Here is a 15,758-nt window from a genome sequence, read left to right on the forward strand (position 1 = left end):
CCAGCTGTAACAAATTGGCTGATTGAGTACAATTTTAATCGCCCTCATCAAGCGCTTGATTATTTAACACCCATGAGATATATTGAGAATCACAATGAGAATCTTAAACAAAAAGTGTTACCTATGTGCCCAGCCAGCACACGAGTTTGACAATTACTTATGTATATGATAATCTTCGTTGACAACTGGAAAGGAGATATAAAGTGCAGGCAGTTATTGTTACAGGTGGTAAGCAGTTTAAAGTTTCAGAAGGGGATATTATAAAAACAGAGAAGATTGAAGAAAAGGTTGGTTGCAAGATCAATTTTGAACCTATCTTGATTTCTGATAAAGAAACCGTATCCATAGATAAAAGTCATCTAAAGAATGCTAAGGTTCATGGAGAAGTTATCTCACAGGTCAAAGGGAAAAAAATTATAGCATTTAAAAAGAAAAGACGTAAGGGTTACAGTCGTAAGATTGGACATAGGCAGCTTTTAACGGAGGTTAAGATTGGGAAAATATCTCTTGGGAAGGTAGAGAAAAAGAATGCGTGATAGAAAACTAGAAGCAGATATTATAGCTTTAAAGGAATTCATTCGGCTATGGGTCGCGTTTGGAGACCTGCTAAAACAAGGTGGAGAGAATTTAGCTTCTAAAAATGCGGGAAAAGAGCAGGAGTTTATGGAATCCAAAAGTCTTCTTGCGCGTAAGTATGAGTCAATAATCGGGATACTTGAAAGTCAATACAGTCCTGACAATAAAATATCAAGTATACTTAGTCAGTCAGTTTCATTGAGTAATATAGCTGCCTCGGATATGCAATCCAGAAAACTGGGAAATGACTGGCATGTTTCCTATATATTCTTGAATAAACGATTGGGGGGTCTTGAAGGCAAGAGAGAGGAGCTTACAAAGATCAGCACACTAGGAACTATAATTATGCCAAAAATCAGAAGATGGTTAATTAAGCTTTTCATTTTTGTAATACTAATAGCTATTTTGACAGCAGGAGCTTATGTTGGATATAGAGTGTTTTTTGTAAAGACTGTTGCAGAACCTGAGGCAAAGACAAATGTTCCTGCACAAGCAGTGGAAAGTGTTGTTGAGGATAAGTCTATTATTACTAATATTAGAAACATGCTAGACCAGATATCAAGTAGGATAAAGAAAGATGAGCAAAGCAAAATTAAGTAGGAGGTATTAGGTAATGACAAAAAGAGACATTGTAATAAAAATTTCTGAAGAATTGGGAGTAACTCAAATTATCGTAGCAAAAGTGGTTGATAAACTATTGCATTATGTGTGTGATAGTGTTCTCAAAGGAGAAAAGGTAGAATTGCGCAACTTTGGTGTTTTTAAACAAAAGTCGAGAAAAGCCAGATTAGGCCGTAATCCAAAGACCGGACAAGAAGTGCCTATCCCTGCAAGAAAGGTTGTTTTATTCAAGCCGGGAAAAATAATGAAAGAAAGGATGCTTAGCTAGAGAAGATATGTTTTTTAAGCGCAAGGCTCGGCTTTTTAGTATCCGGGTCTTATTTTTTTGTGATAAAAGATGAAAAAGTTAACGTATAAAAAAGCTGGCGTGGATATAAAAAAAGGGGACAAATTTGTAGACATAATAAAGCCTCTTGCAAAATCTACCTTTGATAAAGGTGTACTTAGTGGTTTAGGTAGTTTTGCGGGCTTTTATGAGCCTGATATTACTAAGTATACTAAACCGGTTCTTGTTGGCGCAACAGATGGCGTTGGCACAAAGCTTGAAATAGCCTGCAAGTGTAAAACATATAACACTGTTGGCATAGACCTGGTGGCAATGTGTGTGAATGATCTTATTGTGCAGGGCGCAAAGCCTTTATTCTTTCTTGATTATTTAGCTACAGGGCGTCTTAATGTTAAAAGCGCAGCAAGTGTTGTAGAAGGAATTGTCAAGGGATGCAGGGAGGCGGATTGTGCTTTGCTTGGCGGAGAAACAGCAGAAATGCCCGGATTTTATAAGCCGGGAGAATATGAGCTTGCAGGTTTTACTGTAGGAATTGTGGATAAGAATAAAATAATAACCGGAGCAAAAATCGCTTCAGATGATATCATAATAGGACTTCAATCCTCAGGGCTGCACAGCAATGGATTTTCTTTAGTAAGAAAGGTGTTTAATGTTGATAAAATTGGTTCAGCATTAAAAAAAGAGCTTCTGACACCTACCAGAATTTATGTCAAGGTCATTATGAAGCTTTTGGGAAAATGCGAGATAAAAGGCATGGCGCATATAACCGGCGGAGGTATTGAAGGAAATCTTGCAAGGATTCTCCCAAAAAATTGTCAGGCTCATATAAATACAAAAAGTTGGAAAACACCACATATATTTGAACAAATTCAGAAAAAAGGGAATATTGAATCAAAAGAAATGTTCAAAGTATTTAATATGGGAATCGGGATGATACTTGTGGTTTCCAAAAAAGAATCTGACAAAGCCATGTCTTTTCTCTCTAAAATAGGAGAAAAAGCCTATTTGCTCGGAGAGATTTCTAAGGGCAAGCGTGGAGTGAAACTAGTTAGTATTTCCCATGATCTTCTTTAGCTTTTCTCGCCGCAACAATGTTTTTACAGGGGGTATTTGGTGGTACAGCACAGCCGCTACCTAGAACATATCTCCCTCCGGGCTTACCTTCTTGCACGCAATGCATTGCCTCTTCGTACACCTGATCAGAAGTTCCATTCAGGAGAGTTAGACAACTAATGCCTCCCATTAAGGTAATCTGGGAACCTATTTCATCTTTTGTGTGTTTTACGGTCATTCCACTTGTGGGATCTATACCGTCCATAGCGTCGATGCCAATAGAGGGCAAGCTCTTAAGCAGAGGATTATAGTTACCGCAACAATGTTTATAACAGAAAACACCACGAACGTGTATTTCCTCTACTATAGCCTTATATGCTGGAACGCAAAAGCGTTCATAAATATCAGGAGAGATAACACTTGCCGAAGCATATGAATCGCCTATGTATATACAATCAATACCAACTTTAATGAATGCCTTGACCTTTTCGATGGAAATCTCAACTGCTTTGTCAATAAGTGCACATGCCAACTCTGGGTTGTCATAAAAACTCATGAGGGCAATTTCTGAACTCCCCATTTTTTCTACCATAAAATTGATCGTCTGCGAACTACACATACCAACCGTAAACAATCTTTTTTCATGAGCTTTTACAATGCACTCTTTGACTGTTTCTAAACAGCCTTTTTCAAGGTATTCTTCTGCAAACACAACTTCAATCATATTCACATCTGATAAACTATTTACGACGGACTGTGGATTGCATGGAATGAACTTTCCACCACCCTTGACGTCATAAAACCCTTCTTGTTTCCCGCTTTTTTTATCACGTTGCACAAGTTTACCATTTTCTTCTCTTGCAACTTTATCATGAAACCACGTAAGTTCAGGGCCCAAACAAAACCGTACCCCATCTGCCTGATATTTTAGTGCTGCTTCAAGCATGCATTCTGTACCGAGTGATGGATTAATGAGCGCATCTTCAAATCTATATCCACATGCTAAACAAGCATGATCTGTATAAATTGTTGGGAAAAATGGAACGCAATCCGGCATCTCACCAGAAAAAACACTTCGCATTCTATCTATGGAGTTCATTTGTTTCATAATATTTCAGTATCTAACATTAATCATTGAACGTTTGCTGCTACTTTAGAATTACAGTATCTCAAATTGTTTAAAACATCAATAAGAAATACATAAAATGTGTGCTTGTACTCTGTTTTGTCCCTTGAGTTGTAGGTGTATTATTTGATTTATTATAGTCCATGAGATATAATCAAAAGCCATGATAAATAAAGCGAAATTAGGAGTTTTGGTTTCAGGCAGAGGGTCTAATCTTCAGTCTATTATTGATAATATTGAAAAAGGAAAATTGAATGCGGAAATAGCAATTGTTATAAGTGATGTAAAGGATGCCTATGCTCTGGAAAGGGCAAGGAAGCATAATATAAAAACATGTTTTATTAATCCAAAAGATTTTAAAAACCACAGCGGATTTTTTGATGAAATAGGAAAGATTCTCAAACAAAACAGTGTTGAATATGTGATTCTTGCAGGATTTATGAGAATAGTTCCTTTATCACTGATAAATGCATATAAAAATAAAATGTTGAATATTCATCCTGCTCTGCTTCCTTCTTTCCCAGGATTGGGCGTGCAGAAAAAAGCACTGGAATATGGAGTGAAATATTCCGGCTGCACAGTGCATTTTGTTGATGAAGGATGTGATACAGGGCCTATAGTTCTTCAGGCAGTTGTTCCTGTGCTTGAGAATGATACTGAGGAAACTCTATCTCAGCGTATCCTTAAAGAAGAACATAGAATTTATTCGGAGGCTATTGATAGGGTCATAAATGGTAAGGTAAAGATTGTAAAGAGAAGAGTAATAAAAAAATGAAAAAGAAACTATTTAACAAAGTTTGCATATTTGGTGTTGGACTTATTGGCGGTTCTATAGGTATGGCGATCAAAAAGAATGGATTAGCTGATAAAGTTATTGGTATCGGCAGAAACATTAAAAAACTTAAAAAAGCTGTTTTAGCAGGAGCAGTTGATACAGTTACAACAGATTATATCAAAGAAGTTAAGGATGCGGATCTGGTAATTCTGTCAATGCATATAAAATCCTCTATTGAAGCTGCAAAAAGAATAGCCCCTTTTTTAAAAAAAGACGCAGTAGTTACTGACGTAGAAAGCACAAAAGAACTGTTTTATAAGAAGATGCAGGAGATACTGCCTGATGGAATACATTTTGTTGGTGCGCATCCAATAGCTGGTTTAGAAAGACACGGTGTTGATGTTGCAACCCATAGATTGTTTAATGGAGCTGTGTGTGTGATTACAAAAACCTCAAAAACAAATAAAGATGCGCTCCTAAAAGTTAAAAAGCTATGGAATAAAATGGGAGCTGATGTTGTGCTTTTCTCGCCAAGTCAACATGATAAGCTGGTTGCTCTTACAAGTCATCTGCCTCATATAGCGGCTGTATCACTTGTTAGTGCTCTGGGCAAAACAGACACAATAGACAAAGATTTAAAACTTGTCATTGGGAAAGGGTTCAGGGATACAACCAGAATTGCTTCAAGCTCTCCTCAAATGTGGCAGGAGATATGTATAACAAATAAAAAGAATATCTTAGATGCTTTATCAAGATTCCAAAGAGAACTGGGCAAGATATACAAATTAATACACAAATCTGACAGAGAAGAACTAATCAAAAAGCTTGAAGAGGCAAAATCTCTTAGAACTAGTTTGAAGTAAAAAGATAGGATTCATGCACTCAATAACAGTAAGATCAGTAAATAAATTATCCGGTACTATTTATGTTCCCGGGGATAAATCAATCTCCCACAGAGCAATTATTCTTGGCTCTCTGGCAAAGGGGACAACAAGAATAACAGGGTTTCTTGAGAGTGAGGATTGCATGAGAACAGTTGAAATTTTCAGGCAGCTTGGTGTTGATATATCTAAGGTGGGAAAGGAGTTAGTGATAACTTCAAATGGTCTCCATAGACTAAAAGAGCCCAAGGAGGATTTATATGCAGGTAACTCCGGAACAACAATGAGACTTATGCTTGGAGTTCTGGCAGGTCAGAAGTTTACTTCAAGAATTACGGGGGATGATTCTCTTTGCAAAAGACCTATGAAAAGAGTCACAGATCCTCTCAGGCAAATGGGTGCCAAGATTACAGGTAAAGATAATGCTAATTATGCTCCTATTACAATTTGTGGAGGAGCTCTCTCTGCAATAGAGTACAAGTCTCCTATTTCAAGCGCTCAGGTGAAGTCTTCCATACTTTTAGCAGGTTTATATGCGAATGGCACAACATCTGTTATTGAGCCTTTTAAGTCAAGAGATCATACAGAGGTAATGTTAAAATATCTTGGCGCAGATTTAAAAGTAGATGAAACCAAGGTATCAATAAAGGGAGAGGGACATTTAACGTCAAGAGATATAGTTGTTCCTGGAGACATTTCTTCTGCCGCGTTTTTTATTGTAGCTGCTTCATGCTTAGAAGGATCAGAAATTGTAATTAAAAATGTAGGAGTAAATCCTACCCGGACGGGTATAATTGATGTGATGAGAAGAATGGGCGCAGATATAGAATTAAAAAACAAAAAAACAATCTCAGAAGAGCCTCGGACAGATATTCTTATTAAAAGCAGCAGGCTTAAGGGCATTACTATTGAACCCAAGGAAATTCCAAGAATAATTGATGAAATTCCAATAATTGCAGTTGCTGCCGCTAGAGCGCGTGAAGAAACTGTAATTAAAGGAGTCTCTGAATTGAAAGTTAAAGAAAGCAACAGGCTCATGGCAATTCATGATCTGTTTCACTACTTTGGAATGAAGCTCAATGATTGCAGTTCTAAAAGATTGGTTATTCCAGGAGAGCAAGATATGAAACCTAAAATCTTCGGGGACGTATGTAACAGCCTTGGAGATCATAGAATAGCTATGACCGGGATTATCATGGGACTTATGGCAAAGGGTACAACAAAGATATTTAATACAGATTGTATTAATACATCTTTCCCTGGTTTTATAGAAATATTGGGAAAAATAACTCCTAAAGGGACGATTGAAATTGAGAAATAAGCTAACTATAGCCATTGATGGGCCTGCTGGTTCAGGCAAAAGCAGCGTTTCAAAGATTATTGCAAAAAGATTGGGACTTTTGTATGTAGATACAGGAGCTATGTACAGAGCGCTTACACTTAAGGCTATTGAAAATGGTGTTAATATAAAAAAAGAGATGGCATTAGTAGAGCTTGCACATAATACAGAAATTGAGCTAATTCATCAGGAAGAAAAAACTGTTGTCTTACTTGATGGACAAGATGTAACAGAAAAAATAAGAGGGACTAATGTAACAAATAATGTCTTTTATCTTGCCAGAGCAGAAGGAGTAAGAGAGTGCATGAAGAGGCTGCAGAGGAAAATTGCAGAAAAAGGCGATGTCGTAATGGAAGGACGAGATATCACAACGGTTATATTGCCTGATGCAGACTATAAGTTTTATCTGGATGCTTCTTTTGAGGAGCGTGTGAAAAGGCGCAGGAAAGAGTTAGAACAAAATGGCCAGCAAATTGTGGAATCAGAACTCTCAAAAGATATAAAAATGCGAGACAAAAAAGATTTGACAAGAAAAATAGCACCTTTAATAAAAGCAGAGGATGCTATTGTTATTGACTCAACAGGAATGAGTTTGGAAGAAGAAGCAGAAACAGTCATATCCTACATAACATGATAAATTCGAAGCACAAAGCACGAAATCCTAAACAATATCAAATGACAAAAATATAAATGTTCAAAACAATGTTTAGAATTTTAAAAATTGGAATTTTGGATTTATTTCGAGTTTCGATATTCGGATTTTGTATTTATTTGTTCTAATGATATATACAATAGCTAAATTAATTTCATATATTTTCTGTAAGATTTATTTCAGATTGGAAGTAAAGGGCGCTGATAATGTTCCTAAAAAAGGGGGGGTGTTAGTGGCTTCAAATCATAGCAGTTTCCTGGACCCTGTTATTGTAGGTGTTGGGATATCCAGAGCAACTTATTACCTTACAAAACAAAACTTGTTTAAGATTCCTATATTTGGATTGCTAATCAAATCCTTGCATACTATCCCAGTAAGGCGTGAGCAGGTAAGCATTTCTACATTTAAAGAATTAATTAGATCCCTACACTCTAAAAAAGCTGTCATTCTATTTCCTGAAGGGACAAGAAGTATAGATGGGAAACTAGGCCAAGGAAAGATTGGTATAGGCATGCTTGCTTTAAAAGCAAATGTTCCCATTGTCCCTGCATATATAGATGGAGCGACAAAGGCTTTCCCTAAATATGGTAAATGGATACATCCAAAGAAGATTAGAGTTATCTTTGGCAAGCCAATTATGCCTAATAGTAAAGACCCAAATAAAAATAACTATCGAAGAATAAGCGCTCAAGTAATGGAGTCTATAAATCGTTTAAAAGAAAATATTACTTGCTAATAGGGAAACAGTCTGCTATTTTGTAAAAACAATTTTTATGAAATTTTGAGAAAATAAGGAGGATTTTAATTTAATGCAGAAGACTAAGGAAGATTTAGAAGCATTATATGAGCAGAGTTTCAGAAATATAAAAAAGGGGGATGTTATAAAGGGGAAAATTATTGAAATTGGACGAAATGAGGTAGTGGTGGATATAGGGTATAAATCTGAAGGAGTAATCCCCATTGATGAATTTAAGGATGCATCTAAGCTAAAGGTTGGAGATGAGACTGAAGTTTTACTTGAGAAAATTGAAGACGAATCAGGCTCAGTAGTCTTATCAAAAGAAAAGGCTGGCCAAATGAAGTTTTGGAACGAGATCGTGGCAGCGTTTTCGGAAGAAAAAAGTGTTACAGGCAAACTGATAAAAAGGATAAAAGGTGGGTTTTCTGTAGATATCGGAGTTGAGGGATTCTTACCTACTTCACAGTCAGATATCAAGATAATTGCTGATTTCGAAAATATGCTTAATAAAGATTTAGAGTTTAAGATTATAAAATTGAATAAAATGCGTAGAAATGTTGTGCTTTCTCGTAAAACATTGTTTAAGAAGACACAAGTAGAGGATAGAGAAAAACTTTTTGAAGAGCTAAAGGAAGGACAGATTAGAAAAGGATTCATTAAAAATATAACAGATTTTGGAGCCTTTGTTGACCTTGGGGGAATTGATGGATTACTTCATATAACAGATATATCATGGGGGCGCATATCGCATCCTTCAGATATACTTTCTCTTGGACAGGAGATAGAAGTTATGATTTTGTCAATTGATAAAGAAAAGAATAGAGTATCTCTTGGTCTAAAGCAAAAAACTACCAATCCATGGTTAGACATAGATAAAAAATATCCTATTGGTTCAAAGGTTAAGGGAAAAGTAGTGAATATTACTGCTTATGGGGCTTTTATTGAATTAGAAGAAGGAATAGAGGGTTTAATGCATATATCTCAAATGTCATGGACTAAAAAGATTATGCATCCCTCTGAGGTTGTAAATATGGGAGATGTAGTAGAAGCTATTGTTTTAAGTCTTGAAAAGGGAGAGGAAAAAATCTCTTTAGGGATAAAGCAGTTGGAAGCCAATCCATGGGAAAAGGTAGAAGAAAAATATCCTGTTGGAGCAAAGATTAAAGGCGTAATTAGAAACATAACTGATTATGGTGTGTTTGTTGAAATAGAAGAAGGGATAGATGGTCTGGTACATATCTCGGATTTATCATGGTCTACGAGAGCAAATGATCCATCGAAAATGTTTAAGAAAGATAATGAGATAGAAGTTGTTGTGTTATCTATAGACTCTGATAATAGAAAAATATCTCTAGGTGTAAAACAGCTTACATCTGATCCTTGGCAAGAGTTATCTGATAAATATAAAGATGGGATGGATGTAGAGTGTGGAGTAATAAAGATAACTAAGTTTGGTATTTTTGTTGAGCTTGAGCGAGGAGTAGAAGGTTTGATTCACGTTTCAGAACTGTCAGAAGGAGAAAATTTAGAGAAGAAATATGAAATTGGCACGAGAATCACTGCCAGAATAGTTAAAATTGATTTACAAGGAAGGAAAATAAGTCTAAGCATAAAAGAGTCTGGCGATAAGCAGAAAAAAGAAAAAATAAAACCCGAAGATACCAAAACTAAAAAAGAAGAAGTTAAAAGCGAATAGAAAGTAACAGTTTAGCCCTCGAAAGCCCCGAAAATTCTTTTGAATGATGATAATTTTTTTTGTCCTAATGTTTAGTTTATGTATAGGCAGTTTTTTAAATGTATGTATTTATCGAATCCCCAGGCAAAAGTCTATAGTATTTCCTCCATCTCTATGTCCAAGATGCAATAAGAGTATAAAATGGTTCGATAATATTCCATTAATAAGCTATATTCTCCTTAGAGGCAGGTGCAGGTTTTGTAAGGAGAGAATATCTGCACAGTATTTTATTGTTGAGCTTCTTACAGGAGTGCTATTACTGTTACTGTATTTTAAATTTGGCATTAGTATCAAGTTCTTTATATATGCACTTCTTTTTGCAGTATTTATAGTTGTTTCTTTTATAGATATTGAGTGGATGCTTATTCCTGATTTCTTTTCTCTTTTTGGAATTGCATTCGGGCTTTTAGTAAGCTTCCTTTATCCTCCATTAATGAATTCAGCATCAAATCTTGAAGCTTTCCTAAGATCCTTAGGAGGGGCTTTATTTGGTGGATTAAGTCTTACATGTGTTGCTTTTTTTGGCTGGTTTATTTTTAAAAAGGAGGCAATGGGAGGAGGGGATATCAAGTTAATAGCAATGATAGGAGCATTTATTGGATGGCAATATACTTTAATGACTCTTTTTATATCATTTCTTGCAGGTGCATTTTTTGGAGTAAGCTTTCTCATTATAGTAGCGATAGAAAGAGTAGTTACAACACTTAAGAGGATAAAAAGAAGGAGTAGCGGGCTCACCAAGAGGCAACTTTATTTCACAGTTCCCGCTAAAAGCTTGATTCATCAGTTGAATCGTAGAAGAGGAACTGCAATACCATTTGGTCCATATATTGTTCTTGGAGCAATTTTATCCATATTATATGGAGATAAGCTTCTTAACATTTATCCCATTATTCTCCAGAAGATATGGGGTATGTAAAATAGACCGTAAATAGGAGACTGACAGTGAAAGAAAAATTAATATTTGAACTCGGGAAAGAAGGAAGAAGAGCCTACACTTTGCCGCTGTGTGATGTAATTGAGCAGAATGTTTCTGAACTAGTTCCCAGAAAGTTCATCAGGAAGAAAGATGCTAACTTGCCGCAGCTTACAGAGTTAGAAGTTATAAGACATTTTACAAGGCTTTCGAAGAATAATTTTAGTGTTGATTCTGAAATGTATCCGTTGGGTTCTTGTACAATGAAATATAATCCAAAAATCAATGAAGAATTAGCAGAGTCTATAGATTTTAGATGCATTCATCCTTTTGTCTCAGAAGAGTTATCTCAGGGAGCATTACACATTCTCTCTCATATGGACAAGCTCCTTTCAGAGATTGGCGGTATGGTAAAAACATGTGTGCAACCGGCTGCTGGCGCGCAGGGCGAACTTACAGCAATGATGATGATAAAGGCATATTTTAAGGATAAAAAAGAAAACAGGTTTAAAGTAATAGTCCCTGACTCGGCACATGGAACAAATCCCGCCAGTGCTGCATTATGCGGTTACGAAGTGGTTGAGGTTAAATCCGATAATAGGGGAAATATTGATGTAAAATCCTTAAGGAATGTTGTTGACGAGAGCGTTGCATGTCTTATGTTAACCAATCCAAACACATTAGGCCTGTTTGAAGAGCATATTCTAGAGGTATCTGACATCATGCACTCAAAAGGCGGCCTTTTATATTATGATGGTGCAAATATGAACGCAATACTCGGTATTGTGCGGCCAGGTGATATGGGGTTTGATATAATGCACTATAATCTTCATAAAACCTTTTCAACACCTCATGGTGGCGGTGGTCCAGGCTCAGGTCCAATATCATGTAAGGAACACCTGAAGCCGTATTTACCAGTACCTCTAATAGAGAAAAATAAGGAGCATAATTACTACTTTGAGTATAATTATCCAAAATCAATAGGCAGGGTACACTCATTCTATGGTAATTTTCTGGTAATATTGAAGGCATATGTATATATCAGAATGCTTGGACCAGATGGTCTTAGAAATGTTAGTGAGAATGCTGTGCTTAATGCAAATTATTTGTTAACTAAATTGAAGAATTATTTTGATGTATCATATGACAGGAATTGCATGCATGAATTTGTTTTATCTGCACAACGGTTTAAGAAAAAAGGAGTAAGAGCACTGGATATTGCAAAACGGCTCTTGGATTATGGCATACATCCTCCAACAATGTATTTTCCTTTGATTATAGACGAGGCATTAATGATAGAGCCGACAGAAACAGAGACAAAAGAAGTGTTGGATGAATTTGTGGATGTAATGATTAAAATAGCGCAAGAAATAGAATACACACCTGAAAAGGTTATAAATGCACCATGCAAGACTTCTTTATCGAGGCTAGATGAGGTCAAAGCTGCGAGACATCCTGACTTGCGGTGGTCATCAGAGTGATTTATTATATTTCTTCTCTCATTTTTATAAAATTCCATTGTTTTTTTACTTTATGGCTTGTTTTTCAATCCTGAAAACCCTGCAATCTCTTGGACCAAGCTCAACATAATCTAAAGGCAGGATTTTTCTTTTCCATATCTCATATACTTTTTTTATATTAAAGCCTTCTCTCTTTAAAAATTTGGATGTATTTATTACTGCTTTTCTATCACTCCAGTTAAATACACCGATGAGACAGGTGCTTTTATCCTTTGAGAGCCAGATTCTGGGGATTCCAGACGAAAGCAAATCAAGAGGATACCATGCTGCACCACTGGCATTTTCAAGAACTGTCTTTATCATCTCCAGTCCCTTTTTGTTCAACATACTGAGTCTATCTGAAAGCACGATGGAACTGCCTGAGACCAGTATCAGGGATGCCCACACTCTCACTTCATGCTCTGTCCGAATAACATCCCCTTTTCTTATCGAAAAAGGCTCATATGGCCTTTCAGGAATAAAAAGACGTAAGTCCTTATACACATTCAGTCTTTTTTCTTTTGAGGTTTGCCTGCTTCTCACTATCAGGAAGTCATAATCATTTTCCCATGTCCTGCCATTAAATATGCTTTTTATTGCCATATCCCTAGCAACAACAAGTATATTTGACCAATAAGAGCTTATGTCTATAGAAGCCCTGCAAGAGTCGTAAATTCCTGTACCTATTTCAGGAACAAACCCACCGCATCCAACGAGTATTGAATCTTCTCCAATTGCTTCTCTTATTGTTGATATCCCTCCTTTGAGAGCTTCTATTGGTGTTACGTTCGGGTTGTAGAATTGCCCGTTTCTGCCTGCATTAATTACATTGGAAAGAAAATCTATTTTAAAATATCTGTATCCATCATTTCTTAGTTTTGAAAAGGTCTCATGAAGAAACTTGAGTGTTCCTGGATGTGTCGGATCAAGATATGGAAGTTTAGTCTGACCTGCACCAACTAATAAGCGTTTTCCCCTATCTTTACTTTTTATCTCAAACTCAGGATGACTTGCTTCAAGAGCTCCTCTTTTATCCATCATAAACGGCCCAATCCATATCCCTGGAATAAAGCCGGCTTTCTTGATCTTATTCGCCAGTGCTTTCATACCTCCGGGGAATTTATAATTCGGTTCCCACTCGCCATAACGGTGAGACCACCCATCATCGATAATTATATATTTCACACACTTCTTTAACCACGGCGTTCTTTTTATAAAATCCACATTTTCTATAATATCGTTTGCAGTGACCTGCCATAGATAGTAATCCCACGAATTCCAGCCCGCATTCTTTGCAAGATTTGGGACCGGTCTTGGCCTGCCGAATAAAGAAGCAAACTTAAAAAGGGATTTTCTGATATCCCTACCTCCTGAAACAATTAACCTGCCAATTCTGACCTTTGTTTTCGGCTTAATGGATATTTTGACTTCTGAAATACCTTCAAAACTATTTCCTGTCTTTGTAAAGCAACTATTAAAAATACGTCCTTTATCAGATAGCATCCCAAAAAATACACCCTGCTGTAAAGCGGGATCGTATATACAGGTAAAAAGCCTGGATGTATTATGGTTAACGTCTGAGTTTAAACAAGCATTTTTGAGAAAAGGACTACTTCCATTACTTAACATCTCTTCAGAATTTCTTGCTCTGGCAGAATCATTGTAAATCAACATTCTTAATCCATCTCTCTTTTGCCCTTTCCCTGATATCTTTGCAGGAGAGGATGCTGTGTTTATATCCAAAAATTTTATCTTCTCTATCCACACAGGAGACCTGCTTTTGTTTGTGATATCAATGGTCATTGAAGAAAAACAACCTTTATAAGTAGGAAAAGATAATTCAACATCAATATTCTTAAAACTGCTTTTTGCAGTACTCTGATTTTCTCCTGACTTAACTTCATAGGACGGTTTAATTTCTCTGTTTTCCAAAGTTACCGACGGCATGGCCGAACGAAAATACCAGCTATCCTCACAAAATTTCCACGATTTTGATTTTATTCTGATTCCTGAACTGGATTTCATAACACATCTCCTGTTATATCGAATTGTTATATTGCCATAATATTCTGAAATCAAATTGATTCTTCTGACTACTTTTTAATCTAAACGCAGTATGTATCTTGGACAGCGCATCAACATAATCATCAGCTTCTTTTAGTGTCCACGATTCTTTTACAGGAATGCGGAAATAGGCATCCAGAGACGCAATTACATTTGGGAATTGTTTAATATCATAATTGTATTTTCTATCTTTATAATAACACCATGGTGCTTTGCTTTTCCCAAAAGTCTCTTTATTCACAAACCATTTTTGTTCTGGAATAAGATTATCTCGATAGGTAAGACCAGCGGGAACACCTTCTGCATTCAAGGCCTCAACTACTGTTTTTCCGTCAGCAGAAAGTGTTCTGGGAATAATTCTGGCATGCGCATACCAGTATTCTTTCTGTTCCGGTATCAGCTGGAAACTGCCCAGATTTTCCATGCCTTTCCTAATACAGTTTTTTATTTAGCATATTGAGATTTTCGTAGTGCCACCACGGTCTTGTAAAGATGAAATCCTCATTCATTGTCATAACTGGCTGGAGTGCCATGCCGTTCAAAATCCAGTTGTTTCCATTTACTCCCTCAAGCTTGACGTCAATAATACCCTTATCTGCTTTAACAAGAATAAGTTCTGTGGAGAAACGGCCTTTGTCCAGTTTAATCTCCTTAAGTTTTATCTCATCGTTTACCTTAACATTGAACGGTCCGCAGGATTGATTGCAGTTGCCAAAAGTCATGGTCAGGTAATAATATCCCAGGGGACATTTCATCCTGAAAGTGGCAGGTCTTCCTGAGGTTGCAAACGATGTGTATACCTGGCTTTTTAAGCTGGTGGTTATAATCTTTAAATCATAAGATTTTACCCAGCCGTATCCTTTTTCCGGGGTGAATTTCTGTTTTGAGACAGGGATTGGTCCGCTTGCGCTCAACTGTGTTTCTGCACTGGAAAAGTTAAACCAGAGATACTTCTTAAGAGGAGAACATTCATCTGCAAAAGGGAAAGGATGAACTTCCTTAAATTTAGGCGCATCACTGTAGAAAATCACCTTTCCCCTTAAATTTGCTTCAAAATGGCTACCAGTTATTGATTCCTTGAATCTGATATCAAGCCCCTTTTCTGAATAGGTCAGGGAACATATTCCCAGTGTGTTCTCATGATTAGCAGGGTCTTCACTGTATGCCCCTGCAGGATGTGTATCAATGGAAAAAGAGTTTGTCGGAGAGGTTATTCTTATAAATCTAAGCGGTGCGAAGGTGTTTCCGTATTTAACTTTTTGTGCAGGTATAGTCTGTTTTTTATATTTCTCCAGAGAAGACCGTCCATAGATAATCTCGGCTTTTGCATTCTTGTCAAGAGGAACTATTATGCTTGTCAGTTAAAATTTAAAAGTGCACAGTTTTTAAGCGATTTAAGTTTTAAAAGTGCACACCTAAAAAGCCCCCAAGAATGGGGGTTTGGGGGTTGAAAAGAAGAGATATATAAAATACAGCAGTATTGTGGTAACTGTGGT

At 36.6% G+C, this 15,758-nt stretch carries 17 protein-coding genes; 13 read left to right on the forward strand and 4 right to left on the reverse strand.

Translation table 11 applies throughout. From position 1 onward, the window contains the following. Positions 1 to 203 precede the first annotated feature (203 nt). From rplU to purM, 4 genes are all read left to right on the forward strand, one after another. The gene (rplU, locus tag Q7J67_00405) at positions 204 to 536 is read left to right on the forward strand and encodes a 50S ribosomal protein L21 (GenBank protein ID MDO9463756.1); all 333 of its coding nucleotides are present in this window, start codon (positions 204 to 206) and stop codon (positions 534 to 536) included. After that, positions 529 to 1,176: a hypothetical protein gene (locus tag Q7J67_00410; GenBank protein ID MDO9463757.1), complete on the forward strand. Its 648-nt coding sequence runs from the start codon at positions 529 to 531 to the stop codon at positions 1,174 to 1,176. The genes rplU and Q7J67_00410 overlap by 8 nt, the downstream gene beginning before the upstream one ends. 13 nt (positions 1,177 to 1,189) lie before the next feature. Continuing rightward, complete coding sequence (locus tag Q7J67_00415; GenBank protein ID MDO9463758.1) at positions 1,190 to 1,465, forward strand: HU family DNA-binding protein; 276 nt, start codon at positions 1,190 to 1,192, stop codon at positions 1,463 to 1,465. 69 nt (positions 1,466 to 1,534) lie between these two features. After that, entirely contained in the window at positions 1,535 to 2,557 is a 1,023-nt protein-coding gene (purM, locus tag Q7J67_00420) for a phosphoribosylformylglycinamidine cyclo-ligase (GenBank protein MDO9463759.1), read from the forward strand. Here purM and Q7J67_00425 read toward each other — a convergent pair. Beyond that, complete coding sequence (locus Q7J67_00425) at positions 2,532 to 3,644, reverse strand: uroporphyrinogen decarboxylase family protein (protein ID MDO9463760.1); 1,113 nt, start codon at positions 3,642 to 3,644, stop codon at positions 2,532 to 2,534. The genes purM and Q7J67_00425 overlap by 26 nt on opposite strands. Positions 3,645 to 3,825: 181 nt before the next feature. Between Q7J67_00425 and purN the strand changes: the two genes are divergently transcribed. From purN to gcvPB, 8 genes are all read left to right on the forward strand, one after another. Beyond that, positions 3,826 to 4,437, forward strand: coding sequence for a phosphoribosylglycinamide formyltransferase (gene purN / locus Q7J67_00430; GenBank protein MDO9463761.1), 612 nt, complete (start codon positions 3,826 to 3,828; stop codon positions 4,435 to 4,437). Then, positions 4,434 to 5,300, forward strand: coding sequence for a prephenate dehydrogenase (locus Q7J67_00435; GenBank protein MDO9463762.1), 867 nt, complete (start codon positions 4,434 to 4,436; stop codon positions 5,298 to 5,300). The genes purN and Q7J67_00435 overlap by 4 nt, the downstream gene beginning before the upstream one ends. 13 nt (positions 5,301 to 5,313) lie before the next feature. Continuing rightward, positions 5,314 to 6,639: a 3-phosphoshikimate 1-carboxyvinyltransferase gene (aroA, locus tag Q7J67_00440; protein ID MDO9463763.1), complete on the forward strand. Its 1,326-nt coding sequence runs from the start codon at positions 5,314 to 5,316 to the stop codon at positions 6,637 to 6,639. Then, positions 6,629 to 7,291, forward strand: a complete 663-nt coding sequence (gene cmk, locus Q7J67_00445) for a (d)CMP kinase (protein MDO9463764.1) — start codon at positions 6,629 to 6,631, stop codon at positions 7,289 to 7,291. The genes aroA and cmk overlap by 11 nt, the downstream gene beginning before the upstream one ends. 145 nt (positions 7,292 to 7,436) lie before the next feature. Continuing rightward, entirely contained in the window at positions 7,437 to 8,045 is a 609-nt protein-coding gene (locus Q7J67_00450) for a lysophospholipid acyltransferase family protein (GenBank protein ID MDO9463765.1), read from the forward strand. Positions 8,046 to 8,118: 73 nt separating this feature from the next. After that, positions 8,119 to 9,744 (forward strand): 30S ribosomal protein S1, encoded by a 1,626-nt coding sequence (locus tag Q7J67_00455; protein ID MDO9463766.1) that lies wholly within the window; start codon positions 8,119 to 8,121, stop codon positions 9,742 to 9,744. A 43-nt stretch (positions 9,745 to 9,787) separates the two neighbouring features. Continuing rightward, positions 9,788 to 10,702 carry a prepilin peptidase gene (locus Q7J67_00460; GenBank protein ID MDO9463767.1) on the forward strand — a complete coding sequence of 305 codons (915 nt, stop codon included), beginning with the start codon at positions 9,788 to 9,790 and terminating at the stop codon, positions 10,700 to 10,702. Between the two features lie 20 nt (positions 10,703 to 10,722). Beyond that, positions 10,723 to 12,180 carry an aminomethyl-transferring glycine dehydrogenase subunit GcvPB gene (gene gcvPB / locus Q7J67_00465; GenBank protein ID MDO9463768.1) on the forward strand — a complete coding sequence of 486 codons (1,458 nt, stop codon included), beginning with the start codon at positions 10,723 to 10,725 and terminating at the stop codon, positions 12,178 to 12,180. A gap of 45 nt (positions 12,181 to 12,225) precedes the next feature. Here gcvPB and Q7J67_00470 read toward each other — a convergent pair whose 3' ends face one another. From Q7J67_00470 to Q7J67_00480, 3 genes are read right to left on the reverse strand one after another with little or no spacing between them, the layout of a single operon-like run. Beyond that, a complete protein-coding gene (locus tag Q7J67_00470) occupies positions 12,226 to 14,223 on the reverse strand; it encodes an alpha-galactosidase (GenBank protein ID MDO9463769.1) in 1,998 nt (665 codons plus the stop codon). Between the two features lie 13 nt (positions 14,224 to 14,236). Then, on the reverse strand, positions 14,237 to 14,686 hold the full coding sequence (locus Q7J67_00475; protein ID MDO9463770.1) for a hypothetical protein: 450 nt from the start codon (positions 14,684 to 14,686) through the stop codon (positions 14,237 to 14,239). 7 nt (positions 14,687 to 14,693) lie between these two features. Further along, positions 14,694 to 15,293, reverse strand: a complete 600-nt coding sequence (locus Q7J67_00480) for a hypothetical protein (GenBank protein MDO9463771.1) — start codon at positions 15,291 to 15,293, stop codon at positions 14,694 to 14,696. Between the two features lie 154 nt (positions 15,294 to 15,447). On the opposite strand from Q7J67_00480, the gene Q7J67_00485 reads away from it, so the two are divergent. Further along, a complete protein-coding gene (locus tag Q7J67_00485; GenBank protein ID MDO9463772.1) occupies positions 15,448 to 15,573 on the forward strand; it encodes a hypothetical protein in 126 nt (41 codons plus the stop codon). The last annotated feature ends 185 nt before the right edge of the window (positions 15,574 to 15,758 follow it).

The sequence above is a fragment of the bacterium genome (assembly GCA_030652805.1).
Classification (GTDB): Bacteria; JAHJDO01; JAHJDO01; order JAHJDO01; family JAHJDO01; genus JAHJDO01.

Coding starts and splice junctions, on each gene's coding strand:
- Q7J67_00410 (MDO9463757.1), top strand. CDS start 529: ATGCGTGATAGAAAACTAGAAGCAGATATTATAGCTTTAAAGGAATTC.
- Q7J67_00415 (MDO9463758.1), top strand. CDS start 1,190: ATGACAAAAAGAGACATTGTAATAAAAATTTCTGAAGAATTGGGAGTA.
- purM (MDO9463759.1), top strand. CDS start 1,535: ATGAAAAAGTTAACGTATAAAAAAGCTGGCGTGGATATAAAAAAAGGG.
- Q7J67_00425 (MDO9463760.1), bottom strand. CDS start 3,644: ATGAAACAAATGAACTCCATAGATAGAATGCGAAGTGTTTTTTCTGGT.
- purN (MDO9463761.1), top strand. CDS start 3,826: ATGATAAATAAAGCGAAATTAGGAGTTTTGGTTTCAGGCAGAGGGTCT.
- Q7J67_00435 (MDO9463762.1), top strand. CDS start 4,434: ATGAAAAAGAAACTATTTAACAAAGTTTGCATATTTGGTGTTGGACTT.
- aroA (MDO9463763.1), top strand. CDS start 5,314: ATGCACTCAATAACAGTAAGATCAGTAAATAAATTATCCGGTACTATT.
- Q7J67_00450 (MDO9463765.1), top strand. CDS start 7,437: ATGATATATACAATAGCTAAATTAATTTCATATATTTTCTGTAAGATT.
- Q7J67_00455 (MDO9463766.1), top strand. CDS start 8,119: ATGCAGAAGACTAAGGAAGATTTAGAAGCATTATATGAGCAGAGTTTC.
- Q7J67_00460 (MDO9463767.1), top strand. CDS start 9,788: ATGATGATAATTTTTTTTGTCCTAATGTTTAGTTTATGTATAGGCAGT.
- Q7J67_00470 (MDO9463769.1), bottom strand. CDS start 14,223: ATGAAATCCAGTTCAGGAATCAGAATAAAATCAAAATCGTGGAAATTT.
- Q7J67_00475 (MDO9463770.1), bottom strand. CDS start 14,686: ATGGAAAATCTGGGCAGTTTCCAGCTGATACCGGAACAGAAAGAATAC.
- Q7J67_00485 (MDO9463772.1), top strand. CDS start 15,448: ATGGAAAAAGAGTTTGTCGGAGAGGTTATTCTTATAAATCTAAGCGGT.